The sequence below is a fragment of the Stutzerimonas stutzeri genome (assembly GCF_051028275.1).
Lineage (GTDB): Bacteria > Pseudomonadota > Gammaproteobacteria > Pseudomonadales > Pseudomonadaceae > Stutzerimonas > Stutzerimonas stutzeri_AS.
In genome coordinates this window covers 2602225-2617910 of sequence record NZ_CP069269.1, presented here as the reverse complement: position 1 = coordinate 2617910, position 15686 = coordinate 2602225, and the positions used below count along the sequence as shown (strand labels likewise).

The window sequence follows — 15686 nt, the reverse complement described above, 5'->3', positions numbered from 1 at the left end:
CACACCGTTGCGGCTGGGTGCAGCGTCAGAAGCTGCGCCCGAGATTCATGTAGAGCGCGCGTTGAGATTCGTCATTCAGGCCATAGCTGAAATTCAAGGGCCCCAATGGTGTCTCGTAGCCGATAAAGATGCTCCCGGCGTTGATATAGCCACTGTCGAACGAACTGTCGTTGTTCCAGGCACGTCCTCGCTCAAGGGATGCGCCCAGATACAACGGGAAGTCCAGCGGCAGAAACGAGCGAGGCGTTATCCGACGGAAATAGATCATTCGCGCGAGGCTGACATTCTGGCCGGGAAGTGCGTCTTGTCGATAACCTGACAACTGCCGTGCGCCACCGAGCAGGAAGCTGGACGTAACAACCTCGGCATCGTCCAGCGTACGGCCGTATCGCCCACCGAGCACCAGCGTGTCCAGCCCGAAGTTGAACGCCTTATCCAGGCGCAACTCCCACTGACGGTAGCGCTCATCGGAACCCAGCGCTGGATCGTATTGGCGAAGGGTCAAGCCGATATCTTCTCCCTCACGGGGGAAATCCACGTTGTCCATTGTGTCGAATGAGTACTGAAGCTGGTAGTAACCCTCCTCGAATGAAAAGTCTGGCAACTGTCGGTCGCCCACCCGAACGTCGGCTTCACCCCAGGCTTGCCCCACGCCGAAGCGAATTTCTCCGTTATTGGCGATTTGCCTGCCCAGGTTCAGCCCATAGCCGTAGCGTTGCAGCCTGTATTCAGCGATGGGGTCGTTATCGATCAGAGCCTCGACGTTCTGCGCTTCGGCAATCAGTGTCGGTGCGACGAACCAGCGCGAGCCAGCATCCAGAGGTTGATAGAACTCGCTGAAGAACTCTTGCCGGTCACCTAGCTGCAGGCGAGTCAGCCACTCGGCGCCGAGTTTGTTGATGCCGTTCTTGCGGAAACTGGCACCGATGTTGAAATCGCTGTCGCCTCGGAAATCATCTGACAGGTTGATGCCCAAACGCAGGTAGTCAGTACCGGAGCGCTTTTCCCGCGTGGTGATCACCAGGGTGTTACCGGCTTTACCATGGATCACGCGGTACTCCACCTGATCGAAGTAGTCCAGTCCATACAGGGTGCCCATGTCGTTCTGCAAGTCTTGCAGATCCAAGCGCTTACCCTCCTGCTGACGGATATGGCGACGTATGACGGCGTCATCGACCTTCGAGTCGTTTTCGATGCGCACGCGGTTAATCACCGGCGAGCGCGGCTCGGCAGAGCGAGCGAGGCTAAGCGCCAGATTGCCGCCGCTTTTACTGCTCATCGATGTCAAACGGCTTTCCAGCGCGCTAGCAGCGCGATAACCGGCGTCGATCAGCTGTTCGGCCCGGTCGAAGTCGGTGGAGCCTATCCCGGCCAGCATCGGCTGCACCAGCAGGTCCTCCGGCCTTAGCGTGGCCAGCTGAGCCTCCGAGTTGCGCCGGGTCATCATGGTTGTCGACTGGTTGAGCACATCGACGACGGTGAGCAACTGCTCGCGGGGTAGAAGTGGCGTCCCGATATCCACTACGATCAGCCGGTCCACGCCCATGTCGCGCGCGACATCCATCGGGATGTTGTCGACCATGCCACCGTCGACCAGTAGCCGGCCATCAATTTCGACCGGAGCGAAAACTGCCGGGATGGACATGCTCGCGCGGATCGCCTGGGGCAAATGGCCGCTGCGAAAGATCACCTTCTCGTCGTTGGCGATGTCCGTTGCGACTGCGCGAAATGGAATGGGTAAACGGTCGAAGTCGCGCGTGTCGCTGGCATGCACCAGCAGGCGTTCAAGCAGCAGTGCGAGGTTCTGGCCCTGGATCACGCCAAGGGGGAGGCCGAGGCTACCGTCTTCGCGAAAGCTCAATTTGCGTTTAACCAGGAAATCTCGGTCGTCCTGCTTGCGACGGAAAGGAATGTCCCGACGCGGCGGATCGTCGGACAGTACCTGCTGCCAATCCAGCTCGAGTGCCAGTTTCTCCAGCTCAGTGGCGCTGTAGCCAGCGGCATAGAGACCACCGATCACAGCACCCATGCTGGTGCCGGCAATCGCATCGATGCGCACGCCTCGTTCTGTCAGGGCTTTCAGCACGCCGATGTGCGCCAGTCCTCGCGCCGCGCCGCCAGACAACACCAACCCAGTGCGTGGCTGGGTATCAGCAAAGCCTGCCAGGGGCATGAGCAGGATCAGCAGCAATAGGAGACGGGACATGAGGGGACACCGGACAGATCAAGGTGAAATGGCGGCTATTATAGGCGTCCCGCCAGCTACCCGAGCCCCTCGACATGACCGATACCAAGCCTGAAATTGTCATCACCTATTGCACCCAATGCCAATGGATGCTGCGCGCCACATGGCTGGCGCAAGAGCTGCTTTCGACTTTTTCGGATGACCTTGGCAAGGTATCGCTGGTGCCAGCAACGGGCGGGACCTTTCACATCACCTGCAACGGTGTGCAGATATGGGAACGCAAGCTCGACGGCGGTTTTCCTGAAGCCAAGGTCCTGAAACAGCGCGTACGGGACCAAATCGACCCGGAGCGAGATCTTGGACATAACGATCGGGCCTGAGCATGCTCAAGCGGCCAAACGATCAGATCGACAGCTGCTCGGTTTGCAGTTCTTCCAACAGCAGCTGCCCCGCGGCTGACAACGTGCTGCCGTGGCGGGCGATCACGCCATAGGGCTCGCTGCGTGACTGCAGTTTTAACGGCAAGCGGCGAATCATACCGAACTTCTTACTGAATTCGGCCACGGCCAATGGCATGACGGCTACCAGTTCGGGGTCCTCCTGCAGGAGGCTGAGCATGGTGAAGGTCGAAGCGGTTTCGACCGGGTAACGTGGAAATTCCAGCCCACACTGACTGAACTCGCGTTCGAGCAGCAGGCGCATGGGCATGTTTGCTGGATAGACCACCCAACGGTAGACGCTGAGGTCGGCCAGCTCCAGCGTCGTGGCGGCGCGCGCCGGGTGATCTGGGTGGGCCACGACCGTCAATTGTTCGGGGTGTAGTGTCAGACAGTCGTAGGCGTCCGGGCGTTGGCTGACACTGCTGCGGCAAATCGCCAGATCGAGTCGGCCCTGATCGACCATGCCCAGAAGCCGCGCGCTAGTGTCCTCGACGATCTCGACCGAAAGCTCCGGCTGTTTTCGCCTTAGCCGGCCGAGCGCGCGCATCAGCATAGGTACCGCGCCCATGATGGTGCCGACGGAAAGCCGCCCCCCATGCCCCTGCAGAATGCCCACCATCTCTTCACGCAGGTGCGCCAGATCGCTGTGGATCAACCGGGCATAGCGGATCACGCAGCGGCCCAGATCGTTGGGCACCAGTCCTTGGCTGTTGCGAGTGAACAGCTCTGCTCCAAATGTATTTTCAATTTCATGCAGCGATTTGGTCGCGCCAGGCTGGCTAATGAAGACCTGCTCGGCTGCGCGGTGCAGCGAGCCCTGTTCGTCTAGCGCGATCAACAACCGCAGCTGTTTGAGTCGAAGTCGGGACACGATGGAGGGGAGAGCGGCAATCATGGGATGACTGAAAGTTATCGCTTAATCAGAAGCCGTCATTAGGCACCAGCGGAGGCGGTTTTTAAAGTGATCGCCGTAAACCTCCATCAGGCGGGGCGTTATCACAATAAGAGGAAGGTGCGCATGCGGTTGATTCAATTCGAAAACGAGCAGGGGCGCAGGCACGTGGGGCTGGTAGCTGGCGAGCGAATCGACGTGCTTGCCGAGCTGTCCAGCACACGGGAGCTGGCCCTGGCGGCAATACGCAATCAACGCAGCCTGGCCGAGCACGTCCAGTGCCAGGCGCGGGAAGCCGGTCCGTTGTACCGCGACCTGCTCCAGGCGGGGCGGGTCCTGCCGCCGCTCGACCATGAAGATCCTGCCCACTGCCTGGTCAGCGGTACGGGCCTGACCCACATGGGCAGCGCCGCGACCCGCGACAAGATGCACCAGCAGGGCGAGCAGGACGAAGCCAAGCTTACCGATTCCATGCAGATGTTTCGCTGGGGTATGCAAGGTGGCCGGCCGAATCCAGGCAGCATCGGTGCGCAGCCCGAATGGTTCTACAAGGGAGACGGCAGCATTGTGGTACGCCCCGGTAGTGATTTTCCCGCTCCTGATTTCGCCGAAGACTATGGTGAAGAGCCTGAGCTAACAGGCCTCTATGTGATCGGCGATGACGGTCAGCCGTACCGCTTGGGCTTTGCCCTGGGCAACGAGTTTTCGGATCACGTGCTTGAGCGCAAGAACTACCTTTATCTTGCGCACTCGAAGTTGCGCTACTGTTCGTTTGGTCCCGAGTTGCGGGTAGGGCCGTTGCCGGCGCACTTGGCTGGAGTCAGTCGTATTCGCCGCGGGGAGCAGGTCCTGTGGGAGAAAGAGTTTCTGTCCGGCGAGGAAAACATGTGTCACACGCTGGAAAACCTTGAGTATCACCATTTCAAATATGCACAGTTTCTGCGCCCCGGCGATGTTCACGTGCATTTTTTCGGGACGGCGACGCTCTCCTTCGCGGACGGAATAAAGGCCCAGCCGGGCGATCTGTTCGAAGTCAGCCTGGATGAGTTTGGCGCACCGCTGCGCAACGGCATCAGTATTTGCCGAGCGGGTATTTCCCCAGGCGGCGTGAAGCCACTCTGACGTCCGCATAGCCAGTGACTGGCCGAAACGCCCTGGCGCACTGCGCGCCGGGTTATCACATCTCAAACTCTTCGCTCGTAGGCGGACTGGGCGAAGCCTCATGAACCCCGTCATCAGAGGAACAATTCCATGCCGAATATCAGCGGTCAGAACTACATAGCCGGGGCCCGCAGCGCGCAGGGTTCCGTTGTGATCCAAAGCGTCGACGCCAGCACCGGCGAAGCATTGCCGTATGGATTTCATCAGGCGACCGAAAACGAAGTGAATGCTGCGGCGCAAGCGGCAGCCAACGCCTACCCTGAGTACCGTGCCCTGAGCGCCAGCAAACGAGCCGACTTCCTCGATGCGATTGCCGATGAGCTGGATGCATTGGGCGATGACTTCGTTGCGCTGGTCTGTCGCGAGACAGCATTGCCAGCAGGTCGGATTCAGGGTGAGCGTGGGCGTACCAGCGGGCAGATGCGGCTGTTTGCCAAGGTGCTGCGCCGCGGGGATTTCCTGGGTGCACGAATCGACCGCGCGCTGCCGGAGCGCAAGCCACTGCCACGCCCCGATCTTCGCCAGTGCCGCATGGGGCTGGGGCCGGTTGCGGTATTTGGCGCGAGCAACTTCCCACTGGCGTTTTCGACTGCCGGTGGCGATACCGCATCGGCGTTGGCAGCTGGGTGCCCGGTGGTGTTCAAGGCGCACAGTGGCCATATGGTAACGGCCGAGTGCGTAGCCGATGCGGTGATTCGCGCGGCAGAGAAATCCGGCATGCCCAAGGGCGTGTTCAACATGATCTACGGCGGCGGTGTCGGTGAATGGCTGGTCAAGCATCCGCTCATTCAGGCGGTCGGTTTCACCGGTTCGCTACGTGGCGGTCGTGCACTCTGTGACATGGCCGCAGCGCGTCCGCAGCCGATTCCGGTCTTTGCCGAGATGTCCAGCATCAACCCTGTGGTGCTGATGCCTGACGCGCTCAAAAGCCGCGGCGACGCTATCGCCAACGAGCTGACCGCATCGGTGGTGATGGGGTGTGGTCAGTTCTGCACCAATCCTGGCTTGGTGATAGGCGTGCGCTCGCCTGAATTCGATGCATTTCTGGAGAAACTGGTCGGCTTTATGAATGAACAGCCGGCGCAGACCATGCTCAATGCCGGGACGCTGAAGAGTTACTGCAGCGGCGTTGAGCATTTGAAAGGGCATTCGGGCATCAGCCACTTAGCCGGCAAGGAACAGCAGGGCAGCCAGGCGCAACCGCAATTGTTCAAAGCTGACGCGCGGCTGCTGATTGACGGGGATTCGCTGCTGCAGGAGGAGGTGTTTGGTCCTACCACCGTCGTCGTCGAAGTCGCCGATAAGGCCGAACTGATGCGCGCACTGCTGGGCCTGCATGGCCAACTCACCGCCACGCTCATTGCCGAACCGAGCGATCTGGCCGAGTCCGCAGACCTGGTGGCATTGCTGGAGCAGAAGGCCGGACGGATTTTGCTCAACGGCTATCCGACAGGTGTGGAAGTGTGCGATGCGATGGTGCATGGCGGGCCGTATCCGGCCACTTCGGATGCGCGTGGTACGTCTGTAGGCACATTGGCGATTGACCGATTCCTGCGTCCGGTGTGCTACCAGAACTTCCCGGATGCGTTACTGCCGGATGCGCTGAAGAATGCCAATCCGCTTGGCATCACACGCCTCGTGGACGGCGAAAACACCAACGCCGCGCTCTAAAGCGCCAAGCGGCTCGCTCAGCTATGAGCGGGCCGCTCCTGGCTGACCCATCCCCATTTCCAGAGCGGTAGTGCGGACCAGCTCAAGAACGCTGCCGGCTGCCGGTGAGAATTGCTGCTGAGTCTTGGTGATGATGCCGTACGCCATCAAGCCTTGATTCAGGTCGGCATCGATGCTCGCGTCCACTTCGATTTCTTCCAGCATGCCGTACCGCGCATAGTGCGCCAGTACATCGCGTGGCAGCACGGTCAGCATGTCGTCCTTCTCGACCAGCGTGGTCACCATCAACAGGTTTTCCGCATTCACGACCTTGCGCGGTGGGCGCATGCCGACCCGTTGAAACAGCGCATCAAACTCCTGTCGCAACACGCTGCCAACTGGCGGCAGCACCCAGTCGGCTGCGTTCAGTTGCGCGCGGGACATCGCGCCTTCGATCAGCCCGGCTCGCGCACAGATCTGCAAGGGCTCATTGGCCAACGGCTCGAAGCGTAAATCGTCTTGCTGACTGCCCGCCGAAAACCGTGCCACCAGGAAATCCAGTTCCCCGTCATCCAGTATTGCCAACAGGTCGCGGCTCGAGCCCGTTCGGATGCTGACTTCCAGTTCCGGAAACCGCTGCTTGGCGCGTCGGATGACTTCGGGCAGCAATTCTGCACAGGGCGTCAGGATGGTGCCGATGCGCACATGCCCCTGTTGCCCCTGACGGAGCGCGTCGACTTCGCTGTAGGCACTGTCCAGCGTATTAAGCATGCGTCTGGCGTGGCGAATCATCGCTTCGCCGTACAGCGTGGGTACGACGCCACGCGCGTGGCGCTCGAATAGCTCGACGCCCAACCCATCCTCCAGCTCCTTCAGGAGTTTCGAGATCGCAGGTTGGGAAATGCCCAGCCCGATTGCGGCTCGATTGAGATTTCCGGTGTCGCCAAGCGCCGCCAGCAGCGGGATGTGGCGGTTCTTCAAACGCGCCCGGACGAACCAGTTGCTATTGATCGGCTTCATTAAGCTATATCCATTCATGTATCGGTTTGGCTGAAATATATATTTGTTGATGATGTCTTGTCTCTCTACGCTCTGGATCAACGACAGACGCTGCGGTGCTGCTGGCGAGTGCCAGCGTCTTGATCGAGACGATGCCTATAACAATAATCGGAGAGGCAGCTATGCAATCGAAAATCCAGCGTTTCGGGTTTGGCCTTGCGGCAACCCTGGTACTCGCGTCCAGCGATGCCTATGCCAAGCAGGATTGGAAGTTCCAGATCAACGTCAACGCCGGTGATGACGAGTACCGTATCGCTCAGCAATGGGCGAAAAGCGTCGGCGAAAAAACCAACGGCGAGATCAACATCGAAGTTCTGCCCACCGGCACCATCGTTGGCAACAACGAGACGCTGGATGCGGTTGGCGCGGGCATCATCCAGGGTCATATCACCGACCCCGGCTATTTCTCGGGCAAGAATCCAGCGTTCGCGGTGTACGGCAACATGGTGGGTGCCTGGAACGGCCCGGAGCCATTCCTTGATTACATGCGCAACGCGGGCGGCGAGGCGGGCTACAACCGTCTGGTCGAGCCGTACAACGTCCACCTGATTCGAGCCGGCGCGGTTGGCGCGGAGTCGCTGATCAGCAAACGGAAGATTGAGAGCCTCGACGACCTCAAGGGTCTGAAGGTGCGTGCGCCGGAAGGCATGGTTTCGAACATCTTCAAGCTTGTTGGGGCAGCGCCCGTAAATCTGCCGACTTCGGAGGTTTATACCGGCCTGGAGAAGGGCGTGATCGACGCCGCCGATTACACGGTGTTTTCCACCAACTACCAGCAGGGCTACCACAAGTACGCGCCGTTCGCTGTCTATCCGGGCTTCCATTCAATGCCGATGAAGGATATCTCGGTCAACAAGGCGCTCTGGGATGATCTGTCGCCAGAGCAACAGAAGATCCTCGAAGACTCGGTCGATGCCTTTACCGAGCAGCTGGTCAGCGACCTGCAGAAGAAGGATGAGGAGCAGGTCGCGGTGGCCAAGCAGAAAGGCGACGTGACGCTGACTTCGCTTCCCGAGGACGAATTGAAAAAGTTTCGTCAGGCCGCGCGAGACGAGTGGTCGCGCTGGCGTGATCGCAGCCCCCAGGCCAAGCAGGCGGTAGATTCCATCCAGGCCTACCTGCAGGACAAAGGCATGCTCTGAGCCGCGCGAGGCGGCCAGTCCCACCTCCGATGACCAACGACTTTCCGGCCGAGGCCGGAGGGTCCGGGGAGTTCTGCTGTGAAAAACACTCAACCTTCGTCCGACGACCAACTCGACGTCTGCGCCCCAGAGCCGGGGCGTGGCAGGCTCGATCGCGCTATTCGACGCGGCGGCCAACTGATCGCCTGGCTGGTGTTTCTCGCCATGCTGGTCAGCGTGTTCGAGGTTGTCATGCGCTACGGATTCAACGCACCTACGGAGTGGGCCCACGAAACAACGACCTTTCTCGTCGCTGCCATCTTTGCGCTAGGCGGGCCCTATGCATTGGCCACCAACCGGCACATTCAAATTCGCATCCTGCTTGATCGTTTGTCGCCACGTAAGCGCAGCTGGTTAGAGCTGCTGAATCTGGTATTGGGCGTCTTGTTCTGTCTGGCGATCGGTTATGCCGCTTGGGTGCTGGCCTACAACGCGACGCACGCGCCGGACGGCAGCTGGCGACTGGAAACGTCCGGCTCGGCCTGGAACCAGCCGCTGCCAGCCTTTACCAAGATCGTCATCCTGGTCTCCATCGCGCTGATGGCCGTGCAGCAGATTGTGCGGATTGCGACTTTCAGACGTGCGCGTCTCGATGAGGATGGCAAGCCATGAGCATCGAGATCGCAACTTACCTGATGATTTTCGCGATCTTCGCGCTGCTGGTGCTGGGCCTGCCGCTGGCATTCGTCACTGGGCTGGTTGCCGCTGGCTTCACCTTGGGCTGGTTTGGCCCGATGGCCGTGCCGCTCGTTGCGAGCCGCATGTTTGGTTTCATCACCGAATACTCGCTGGTGGCTGTTCCGATGTTCGTCTTCATGGCGGGCTTGCTGGATCGATCAGGACTGGCACGGGACCTGTTCAATGCCATGCGCTTCTTCGCCGGCAGGTTGCCTGGCGGGGTTGCGGTGCAGACCATCGTCGTCGCTTTTTTTCTCGCCGCCATTTCCGGAATCATCGGTGGCGAGATCGTCCTGCTCGGTGTGCTGGCGTTACCCCAGATGCTGCGCCTCGGTTATGACAAGCGCATCGCCATCGGCGTGGTCTGCGCAGGAGGATCATTGGGCACCATGGTTCCGCCGTCGATCGTGCTGATCATCTACGGCCTGATCGCCAGCGTTTCGATCGCTGATCTGTTCAAGGCGGCGATCATTCCGGCAGCGCTTCTGATGGGCAGCTACATGCTCTACGTCGTCGTGATGTGCATGCGTTATCCGCACATGGGCGGTGCGCATCTGGAAAAGGACAGCAGCGTACCGCGGCTCACCCTTGGCGAGGCCTTCAAGGGCATGTTTTTCCCGATAGCCATCGCCGGGCTGGTGCTCGGGAGCATCTACGGCGGTATTGCTTCGGTCACCGAGGCCGCAGCCATGGGCGCCCTTGGCGTGCTGCTGGCGGTGCTGGTGCGTGGAGAGTTCAGCGTCAAGCTGCTTCAGGAAAGCCTGACGCAGACCCTGGAAACCTGTGGGATGATCGTCTGGATCGGTATCGGCGCAGCCTGTCTGGTCGGGGTTTACAACCTCATGGGCGGTAACCGTTTTGTCTCGTCGGCGATCACCGGACTGGACGTGGCGCCTTTCGTCATCGTTCTGGTGATGATGCTGATCTTCCTGCTGCTGGGCATGTTCCTCGACTGGATCGGCATCGCCATGCTCTGTCTGCCGATCTTCGTACCCATCGTCGTGGAACTCGGCTACGACCCTGTGTGGTTCGGCATCCTTTTCGCGGTGAGCATGCAGGTCTCCTATATCTCGCCTCCGTTTGGGCCGGCCGCGTTCTATCTCAAGAGCGTGGCTCCTCCCGATATCACCCTGACTGACATCTTCCGCTCGATGGTGCCCTTCATCGTGATCCAGATAGCAGTGCTCGGCGTGCTGCTGTACTTCCCGGCCATTTCGACCTGGCTGCTGTAACCCAACCCGAACGTTCAATCAGGCGGGCCAGGTGAGCCAGCCGACGATAACAGGTGCATCGCAATGACTGACAAACGCCCCCTGCGCTCCGCTCAATGGTTCGGTACCACCGACAAGAACGGCTTCATGTACCGCAGCTGGATGAAGAACCAAGGCATCCCCGAACACGAATTTCAAGGCAAGCCGATCATCGGTATCTGTAACACATGGTCAGAGCTGACGCCCTGCAACGCGCACTTTCGCAAGATTGCAGAGCACGTGAAAAAGGGCGTGCTGGAGGCGGGTGGATTTCCGGTTGAATTCCCGGTCTTCTCGAACGGTGAATCGAACCTGCGACCGACCGCGATGCTGACGCGCAACCTGGCGAGCATGGATGTGGAGGAGTCGATTCGCGGTAATCCGGTGGATGCGGTGGTGCTGCTGGTCGGCTGTGACAAGACCACTCCCGCGCTGTTGATGGGCGCGGCGAGCTGCGACGTGCCGACGATCGTGGTCACCGGTGGGCCGATGCTCAACGGCAAACACAAAGGTCGTGATATCGGCGCGGGCACCATCGTCTGGCAGATGCACGAGCAGTATAAGGCTGGGCAGATTGACCTCAACGAGTTCCTTTCTGCCGAGGCCGGTATGTCGCGCTCGGCGGGCACCTGCAACACCATGGGAACGGCCTCGACCATGGCTTGCATGGCAGAAGCCCTCGGTACTTCATTGCCGCACAACGCAGCAATTCCAGCAGTGGATTCGCGCCGTTATGTGCTCGCTCACCTGTCCGGTATGCGCATCGTTGACATGGTTCACGAGGATCTGCGCTTGTCCAAGGTGCTGACTAAGCAAGCCTTCGAGAATGCCATCCGAGTTAACGCTGCCATTGGCGGTTCGACCAACGCGGTGATCCACCTCAAGGCGATCGCTGGGCGGGTTGGGGTCGAGCTCGAACTGGATGACTGGACACGTATTGGACGCGGCATGCCCACCATTGTCGATCTACAACCTTCAGGTCGTTTCCTGATGGAAGAGTTCTACTACGCAGGCGGGCTGCCCGCGGTGATTCGCCGGCTGGGTGAAAACAACCTGTTACCGAACCCTGATGCGCTGACCGTCAACGGCAAATCACTCTGGGACAACTGCGCTCAGGCCCCGATTTACGGCGAGGACGAGGTCATCCGTACGTTAGATAACCCGCTGCGCAAGGATGGCGGCATCTGCGTATTGCGCGGCAACCTCGCACCCAGCGGCGCGGTACTCAAACCCTCGGCGGCAACACCAGAGCTGATGAAGCACCGAGGGCGCGCGGTGGTGTTCGAGGACTTCGACGACTACAAGGCGCGCATCGCCGATCCGGAATTGGACGTCGACGAAACCTGCATCCTGGTCATGAAGAATTGCGGGCCCAAGGGTTATCCGGGTATGGCCGAGGTCGGCAACATGGGCCTGCCGCCTAAGGTATTGGCTAAAGGGATTACTGACATGGTGCGCATTTCCGACGCCCGTATGAGCGGAACCGCCTACGGCACCGTTGTGCTGCATGTCGCGCCGGAAGCCGCGGCCGGCGGACCGCTGGCGGTCGTGCGCAACGGCGACTTCATCGAGTTGGACTGTTACGAGGGCCGCTTGCACCTCGACGTTTCGGATATCGAGTTGCAGGAGCGGCTGGCGGCCTGGCAGGCCCCGCAGGGCCTGCTGTGGGACGGCGGCTATCGGCGGCTGTTCGTCGAGCATGTGATGCAGGCCGACGAGGGTTGCGACTTCGACTTCCTGGTGGGCTGCCGTGGCGCCGAGGTCCCGCGCCACTCGCACTGATGACTGTTAGCCGCCGGTATGGTTGCCGTCTCGCTGAAAGCCAATCACTATGGGGCTTTTACCATAGGCGAGGCAGCGTCCGTCACGGCCGGGGCTTTCAGCCGGCTGGTGATGACCGAGGCGAGGATGATCAAGGCACCACCGAACAGCATCCGCATTGTGGGTTGTTCATTGAACAACCACCAGGCGATAGCGATACCGTAAACCGGTTCCAGCGCGAAAATTACCGCCGTCGTTCGCGCTTTGAGTACCTTCAGGCTCGCCACGAACAGGCTGTGGGCCACGCCGGTACAGAACACGCCGAGCAATGCCAGCCACAGCCAGTCCATAGCCGGGACGGCGGGCAATGTTGACCATGTAAAAGGTAGAAGACACAGCAGGATAGTTCCGTTCTGCCAGAGTGCGGCCTGCACCGGGTCAATGCCCCCGGTAATCGCACGGTTGAGCAGGGAGAGCAGGGCGAACATCAATCCCGAAACGATGCCGTAGATCAGGCCCAGTGTGGTCTCGCTGGCAAGATCGAAGTGCGGTGTCACGAGCAGCAAACCGGCGCAGACCAGTCCCACCATGCCAAACTCCACCGGCCGGGTGCGCTCGCGGAACAGCAGCCCTTCCAGCAGTACGGTAAAGGCAGGGAAACTGGCGAAACCCAGTGTGGCGATACCTACACCTGCTACTTTCACGGCCATGAAGAAGGTGAGCCAGTGGCCGCCGAGCAAAAGACCGCCGAGCAAAAGTCCGGCCCGCTGGCGCCAGTTTGGGGCCACGCCCCCATTACGCAAGAATTGCGCGGCCAACAAAAGCGCCACGACCGCAAAGCCTGCTCGGCCAAGCGTGATGATCAATGCCGTACTTTCGGCGAGTTTGCCGAAAATCCCCGAAAGCCCAAACATCAGCGCGCCGAAGTGGATTGCCAGCAAAGCGTTGCGATGGGTCATGGCCTGGCTTCCAGCGGAGCACGTTGACAGAAAGGTAATACGGATGACTTGGAGCGGTTCATGAAGCCTCGCGTTAGCATGCGTTTGCACATGCGCAACTGGTGAGCGCTCATGGTAGGAGAAGGGTGGCGGTTGGTCTGTCGCACTACTCTCGCGATTTGTCGTGCGTCTCGCGCCGGAGTGCCCGTGGGGTGATGCCGTATTGACGAACGAGCGCTGCGGTAAACGCACTCTGGGACGCATAACCGACCCGTGCTGCGATCTCGCCGACTGGTAGCCGGGTAGTGAGCAGCAATGCTCGCCCCTGGTGCAAGCGCCGTAGCCGGACGAACGCCTGAGGCGTGAGGCCCGTTTCGCTGACGAAGCGCGCATGGAATCGCTGCGCGGAAAGGCCGGCCACTGTCGCAAGGTCTCGGACTTCAAGTGGATGGGACAGGTGCCGGTCGACATAAGCCTGTATCGCTGCCGCTGGAAGCGAGTACCGCTGACCGGCGGGCTCGCAACCGGAAGTGAGGCTTGCGAGCAACAAGGCTGCGCCTTGTTCGCTGATGACCGCATCGTTGATGGGGCTGGCGGCGAGCCAGCCGACCAGCTGGCTTTGCGTCGCGTTCAGGCGCAGCGAAGCGGGGCGCTCGAGCAAACGCTGAGCGGGGTCCGCATGGTGCCCAAGACGTTGCTGCAGCCAGCTCAAGTCCGGGATGTCGACAACCAGACATAGGCTACCCTCGGCGCTAGCGCACGCATGCTGTGCATCGCTGGGCACCACAGCCAGGAGCTGCTGCTGTATACGGCTGCCCCGGCCGGAAATCTCGAAATCCAAGCGTCCACGCAGGCCGAACACAAGCTGGGTGTGCTGATGGCTGTGGGTGATCTGGTCGTGGCTATATCGACGCAGAGATAGGATGGGCGACATGGTAGGTCTCGACTGCATACGGAGTGCCGGCATGTGTGAACTCGCACCGCCCATTGGACCGCGCCGAGGACTGGAGGTGCTACATGATGACCTTGTCGCGCAATTTGTCAGCGGCCTGATTGAGCGCCTGGATGACACGCTCCTTGTCGAAATTCTGCACACCGTTGGTGTCGAGGTACATCGAAAAGCCTGGAAGCTCGTGCTCGACGAAGCTATTGGTCGCGCCGAGGTCGCGACGGAAGTCCACCACCTGATAGATCTGTACCGGACGGGTGAAGCCCTTGACGCTGATCTGGCCCTTGTCGCGACACATGATCACTTCCTTCACCAATGAGTATGTCTCGTGGGAGATGAGGATTTCGCCAGCCTCGGCCGAACTCTCCAGGCGACTGGCGAGGTTAACGTCACGGCCAATGATGGTGTAGTCCATGCGGGTATCGGCGCCGAAGTTGCCGACCGTGCAATAGCCCGTGTTGATCCCCATTCGGATTTCCAATGGCTTGGTTATGCCTTGGCCGCGCCATTGCTGGCGAAGAACCTTCATGTGCTTGCGCATGGCAATAGCCATCGAAACCGCGGCTACTGCGTCCTTTTTTGCGCCCTGACTGGTCGGGTCGCCGAAAAACACCATCACGCAGTCACCCACGAACTTGTCGATGGTGCCGCCGTATTTGAGGGTGATCTTGGACATCTCGTTGAGGTACGTGTTGAGCAGGTCGGTCAAGGCTTCGGCTTCCAGCTCTTCGGACAGCTCAGTGAAGCCTTTGATGTCGGAGAAGAATACCGTCAGCTTTTTGCGCTGAGTTTCCAGGCGAACAGTGCGCTTGCCAGAGAAGATCGATTCCCACACCTGCGGCGACAAGTACTTCGCCAGGCTTCGTGCGAGCCGTGCAGCTTTGGCTTGCTGAGCTTCCACTTCGCTACGCGCTTGGGCCAGTCGGACGCCCTGCTGGTGGACGTAGTAAGCCGTAATGCATACGTACAGCGAGGTAAACAGGATGCTGACCGACGAGACCAGAGGCGAGTTGGCGCTCTCGAATCGCAAAGGCACCAACAAGCTGGTAAGCCCTATGCCGACGGCAACCATCAACAACGTCATCAACAGATTACGCAGGCTGCCGACCACCAGCGCGCTGAAACACAGTGTCAGCAGAAACATCAGGCTCGGCACAAGGGTACACCCGAGCAGCACGATACCGGCGCCAGCATTCAGCGCATCCAGGCAGAGGAGTGTCTGAGAGGTCTTTTCGGGGTGTTGGCGCTTGAATCGATAGCTCAGGTGATAGGCGAAATGCGGATAGAGCAGCGTGTAAGGCACCATCCAAAGCAGGTCTAGCGGAAACTGCTGGACGTACACACCAGCAGCAAGCGTGGCGGCACTGATCAGATAGGCGAAAACACGGGCGTAGTACTCACGCAGGGGGCGAGTAGCGAGCCCGTTACGGCGTTCACCGGTCACGGTTGACATTATGGTTGCTATCCCTGAAAGGTACGGCGCTCTAGCACGCGCCGCTGCTATGACAGCGCATCGGTTTGTCGCTGGCTTGCGATCATAAC

At 60.1% G+C, this 15686-nt stretch carries 13 protein-coding genes; 7 read left to right on the top strand and 6 right to left on the bottom strand.

From position 1 onward, the window contains the following. Positions 1–25: 25 nt before the first annotated feature. Positions 26–2206 (bottom strand): patatin-like phospholipase family protein, encoded by a 2181-nt coding sequence (locus JQR87_RS11920; protein ID WP_407296928.1) that lies wholly within the window; start codon positions 2204–2206, stop codon positions 26–28. Between the two features lie 74 nt (positions 2207–2280). Here JQR87_RS11920 and JQR87_RS11915 point away from each other — a divergent pair, with 74 nt between their 5' ends. Continuing rightward, entirely contained in the window at positions 2281–2565 is a 285-nt protein-coding gene (locus JQR87_RS11915; protein ID WP_407296930.1) for a SelT/SelW/SelH family protein, read from the top strand. 22 nt (positions 2566–2587) lie between these two features. Here JQR87_RS11915 and JQR87_RS11910 read toward each other — a convergent pair whose 3' ends face one another. Further along, a complete protein-coding gene (locus JQR87_RS11910; protein WP_407296932.1) occupies positions 2588–3520 on the bottom strand; it encodes a LysR family transcriptional regulator in 933 nt (310 codons plus the stop codon). Positions 3521–3643: 123 nt separating this feature from the next. Here JQR87_RS11910 and araD1 point away from each other — a divergent pair, with 123 nt between their 5' ends. Both araD1 and JQR87_RS11900 read left to right on the top strand, forming a co-directional pair. Next, the gene (gene araD1, locus JQR87_RS11905) at positions 3644–4639 is read left to right on the top strand and encodes an AraD1 family protein (protein ID WP_407296933.1); all 996 of its coding nucleotides are present in this window, start codon (positions 3644–3646) and stop codon (positions 4637–4639) included. A gap of 129 nt (positions 4640–4768) precedes the next feature. Beyond that, the gene (locus JQR87_RS11900) at positions 4769–6349 is read left to right on the top strand and encodes an aldehyde dehydrogenase (NADP(+)) (protein WP_407296935.1); all 1581 of its coding nucleotides are present in this window, start codon (positions 4769–4771) and stop codon (positions 6347–6349) included. 21 nt (positions 6350–6370) lie between these two features. Here the strand turns inward: JQR87_RS11900 and JQR87_RS11895 are convergent, their stop codons facing one another. Further along, positions 6371–7348, bottom strand: coding sequence for a LysR substrate-binding domain-containing protein (locus JQR87_RS11895; protein ID WP_407296937.1), 978 nt, complete (start codon positions 7346–7348; stop codon positions 6371–6373). Positions 7349–7509: 161 nt separating this feature from the next. Here JQR87_RS11895 and JQR87_RS11890 point away from each other — a divergent pair, with 161 nt between their 5' ends. The 4 genes from JQR87_RS11890 to JQR87_RS11875 all read left to right on the top strand — a co-directional run bounded on the left by JQR87_RS11890 (position 7510) and on the right by JQR87_RS11875 (position 12278). Further along, a complete protein-coding gene (locus JQR87_RS11890; RefSeq protein WP_407296939.1) occupies positions 7510–8529 on the top strand; it encodes a TRAP transporter substrate-binding protein in 1020 nt (339 codons plus the stop codon). 78 nt (positions 8530–8607) lie between these two features. After that, complete coding sequence (locus tag JQR87_RS11885; RefSeq protein WP_407296940.1) at positions 8608–9180, top strand: TRAP transporter small permease subunit; 573 nt, start codon at positions 8608–8610, stop codon at positions 9178–9180. Then, the gene (locus JQR87_RS11880) at positions 9177–10478 is read left to right on the top strand and encodes a TRAP transporter large permease (RefSeq protein WP_407296942.1); all 1302 of its coding nucleotides are present in this window, start codon (positions 9177–9179) and stop codon (positions 10476–10478) included. The genes JQR87_RS11885 and JQR87_RS11880 overlap by 4 nt, the downstream gene beginning before the upstream one ends. A 63-nt stretch (positions 10479–10541) precedes the next feature. Further along, entirely contained in the window at positions 10542–12278 is a 1737-nt protein-coding gene (locus JQR87_RS11875) for an IlvD/Edd family dehydratase (RefSeq protein ID WP_407296944.1), read from the top strand. A 47-nt stretch (positions 12279–12325) separates the two neighbouring features. Here the strand turns inward: JQR87_RS11875 and JQR87_RS11870 are convergent, their stop codons facing one another. From JQR87_RS11870 to JQR87_RS11860, 3 genes are all read right to left on the bottom strand, one after another. Beyond that, on the bottom strand, positions 12326–13216 hold the full coding sequence (locus JQR87_RS11870; protein WP_407296946.1) for a DMT family transporter: 891 nt from the start codon (positions 13214–13216) through the stop codon (positions 12326–12328). A 145-nt stretch (positions 13217–13361) separates the two neighbouring features. Beyond that, positions 13362–14120, bottom strand: coding sequence for a helix-turn-helix domain-containing protein (locus tag JQR87_RS11865; RefSeq protein WP_407297727.1), 759 nt, complete (start codon positions 14118–14120; stop codon positions 13362–13364). A gap of 88 nt (positions 14121–14208) precedes the next feature. Continuing rightward, the gene (locus tag JQR87_RS11860) at positions 14209–15597 is read right to left on the bottom strand and encodes an adenylate/guanylate cyclase domain-containing protein (RefSeq protein ID WP_407296948.1); all 1389 of its coding nucleotides are present in this window, start codon (positions 15595–15597) and stop codon (positions 14209–14211) included. Between the last annotated feature and the right edge of the window lie 89 nt (positions 15598–15686).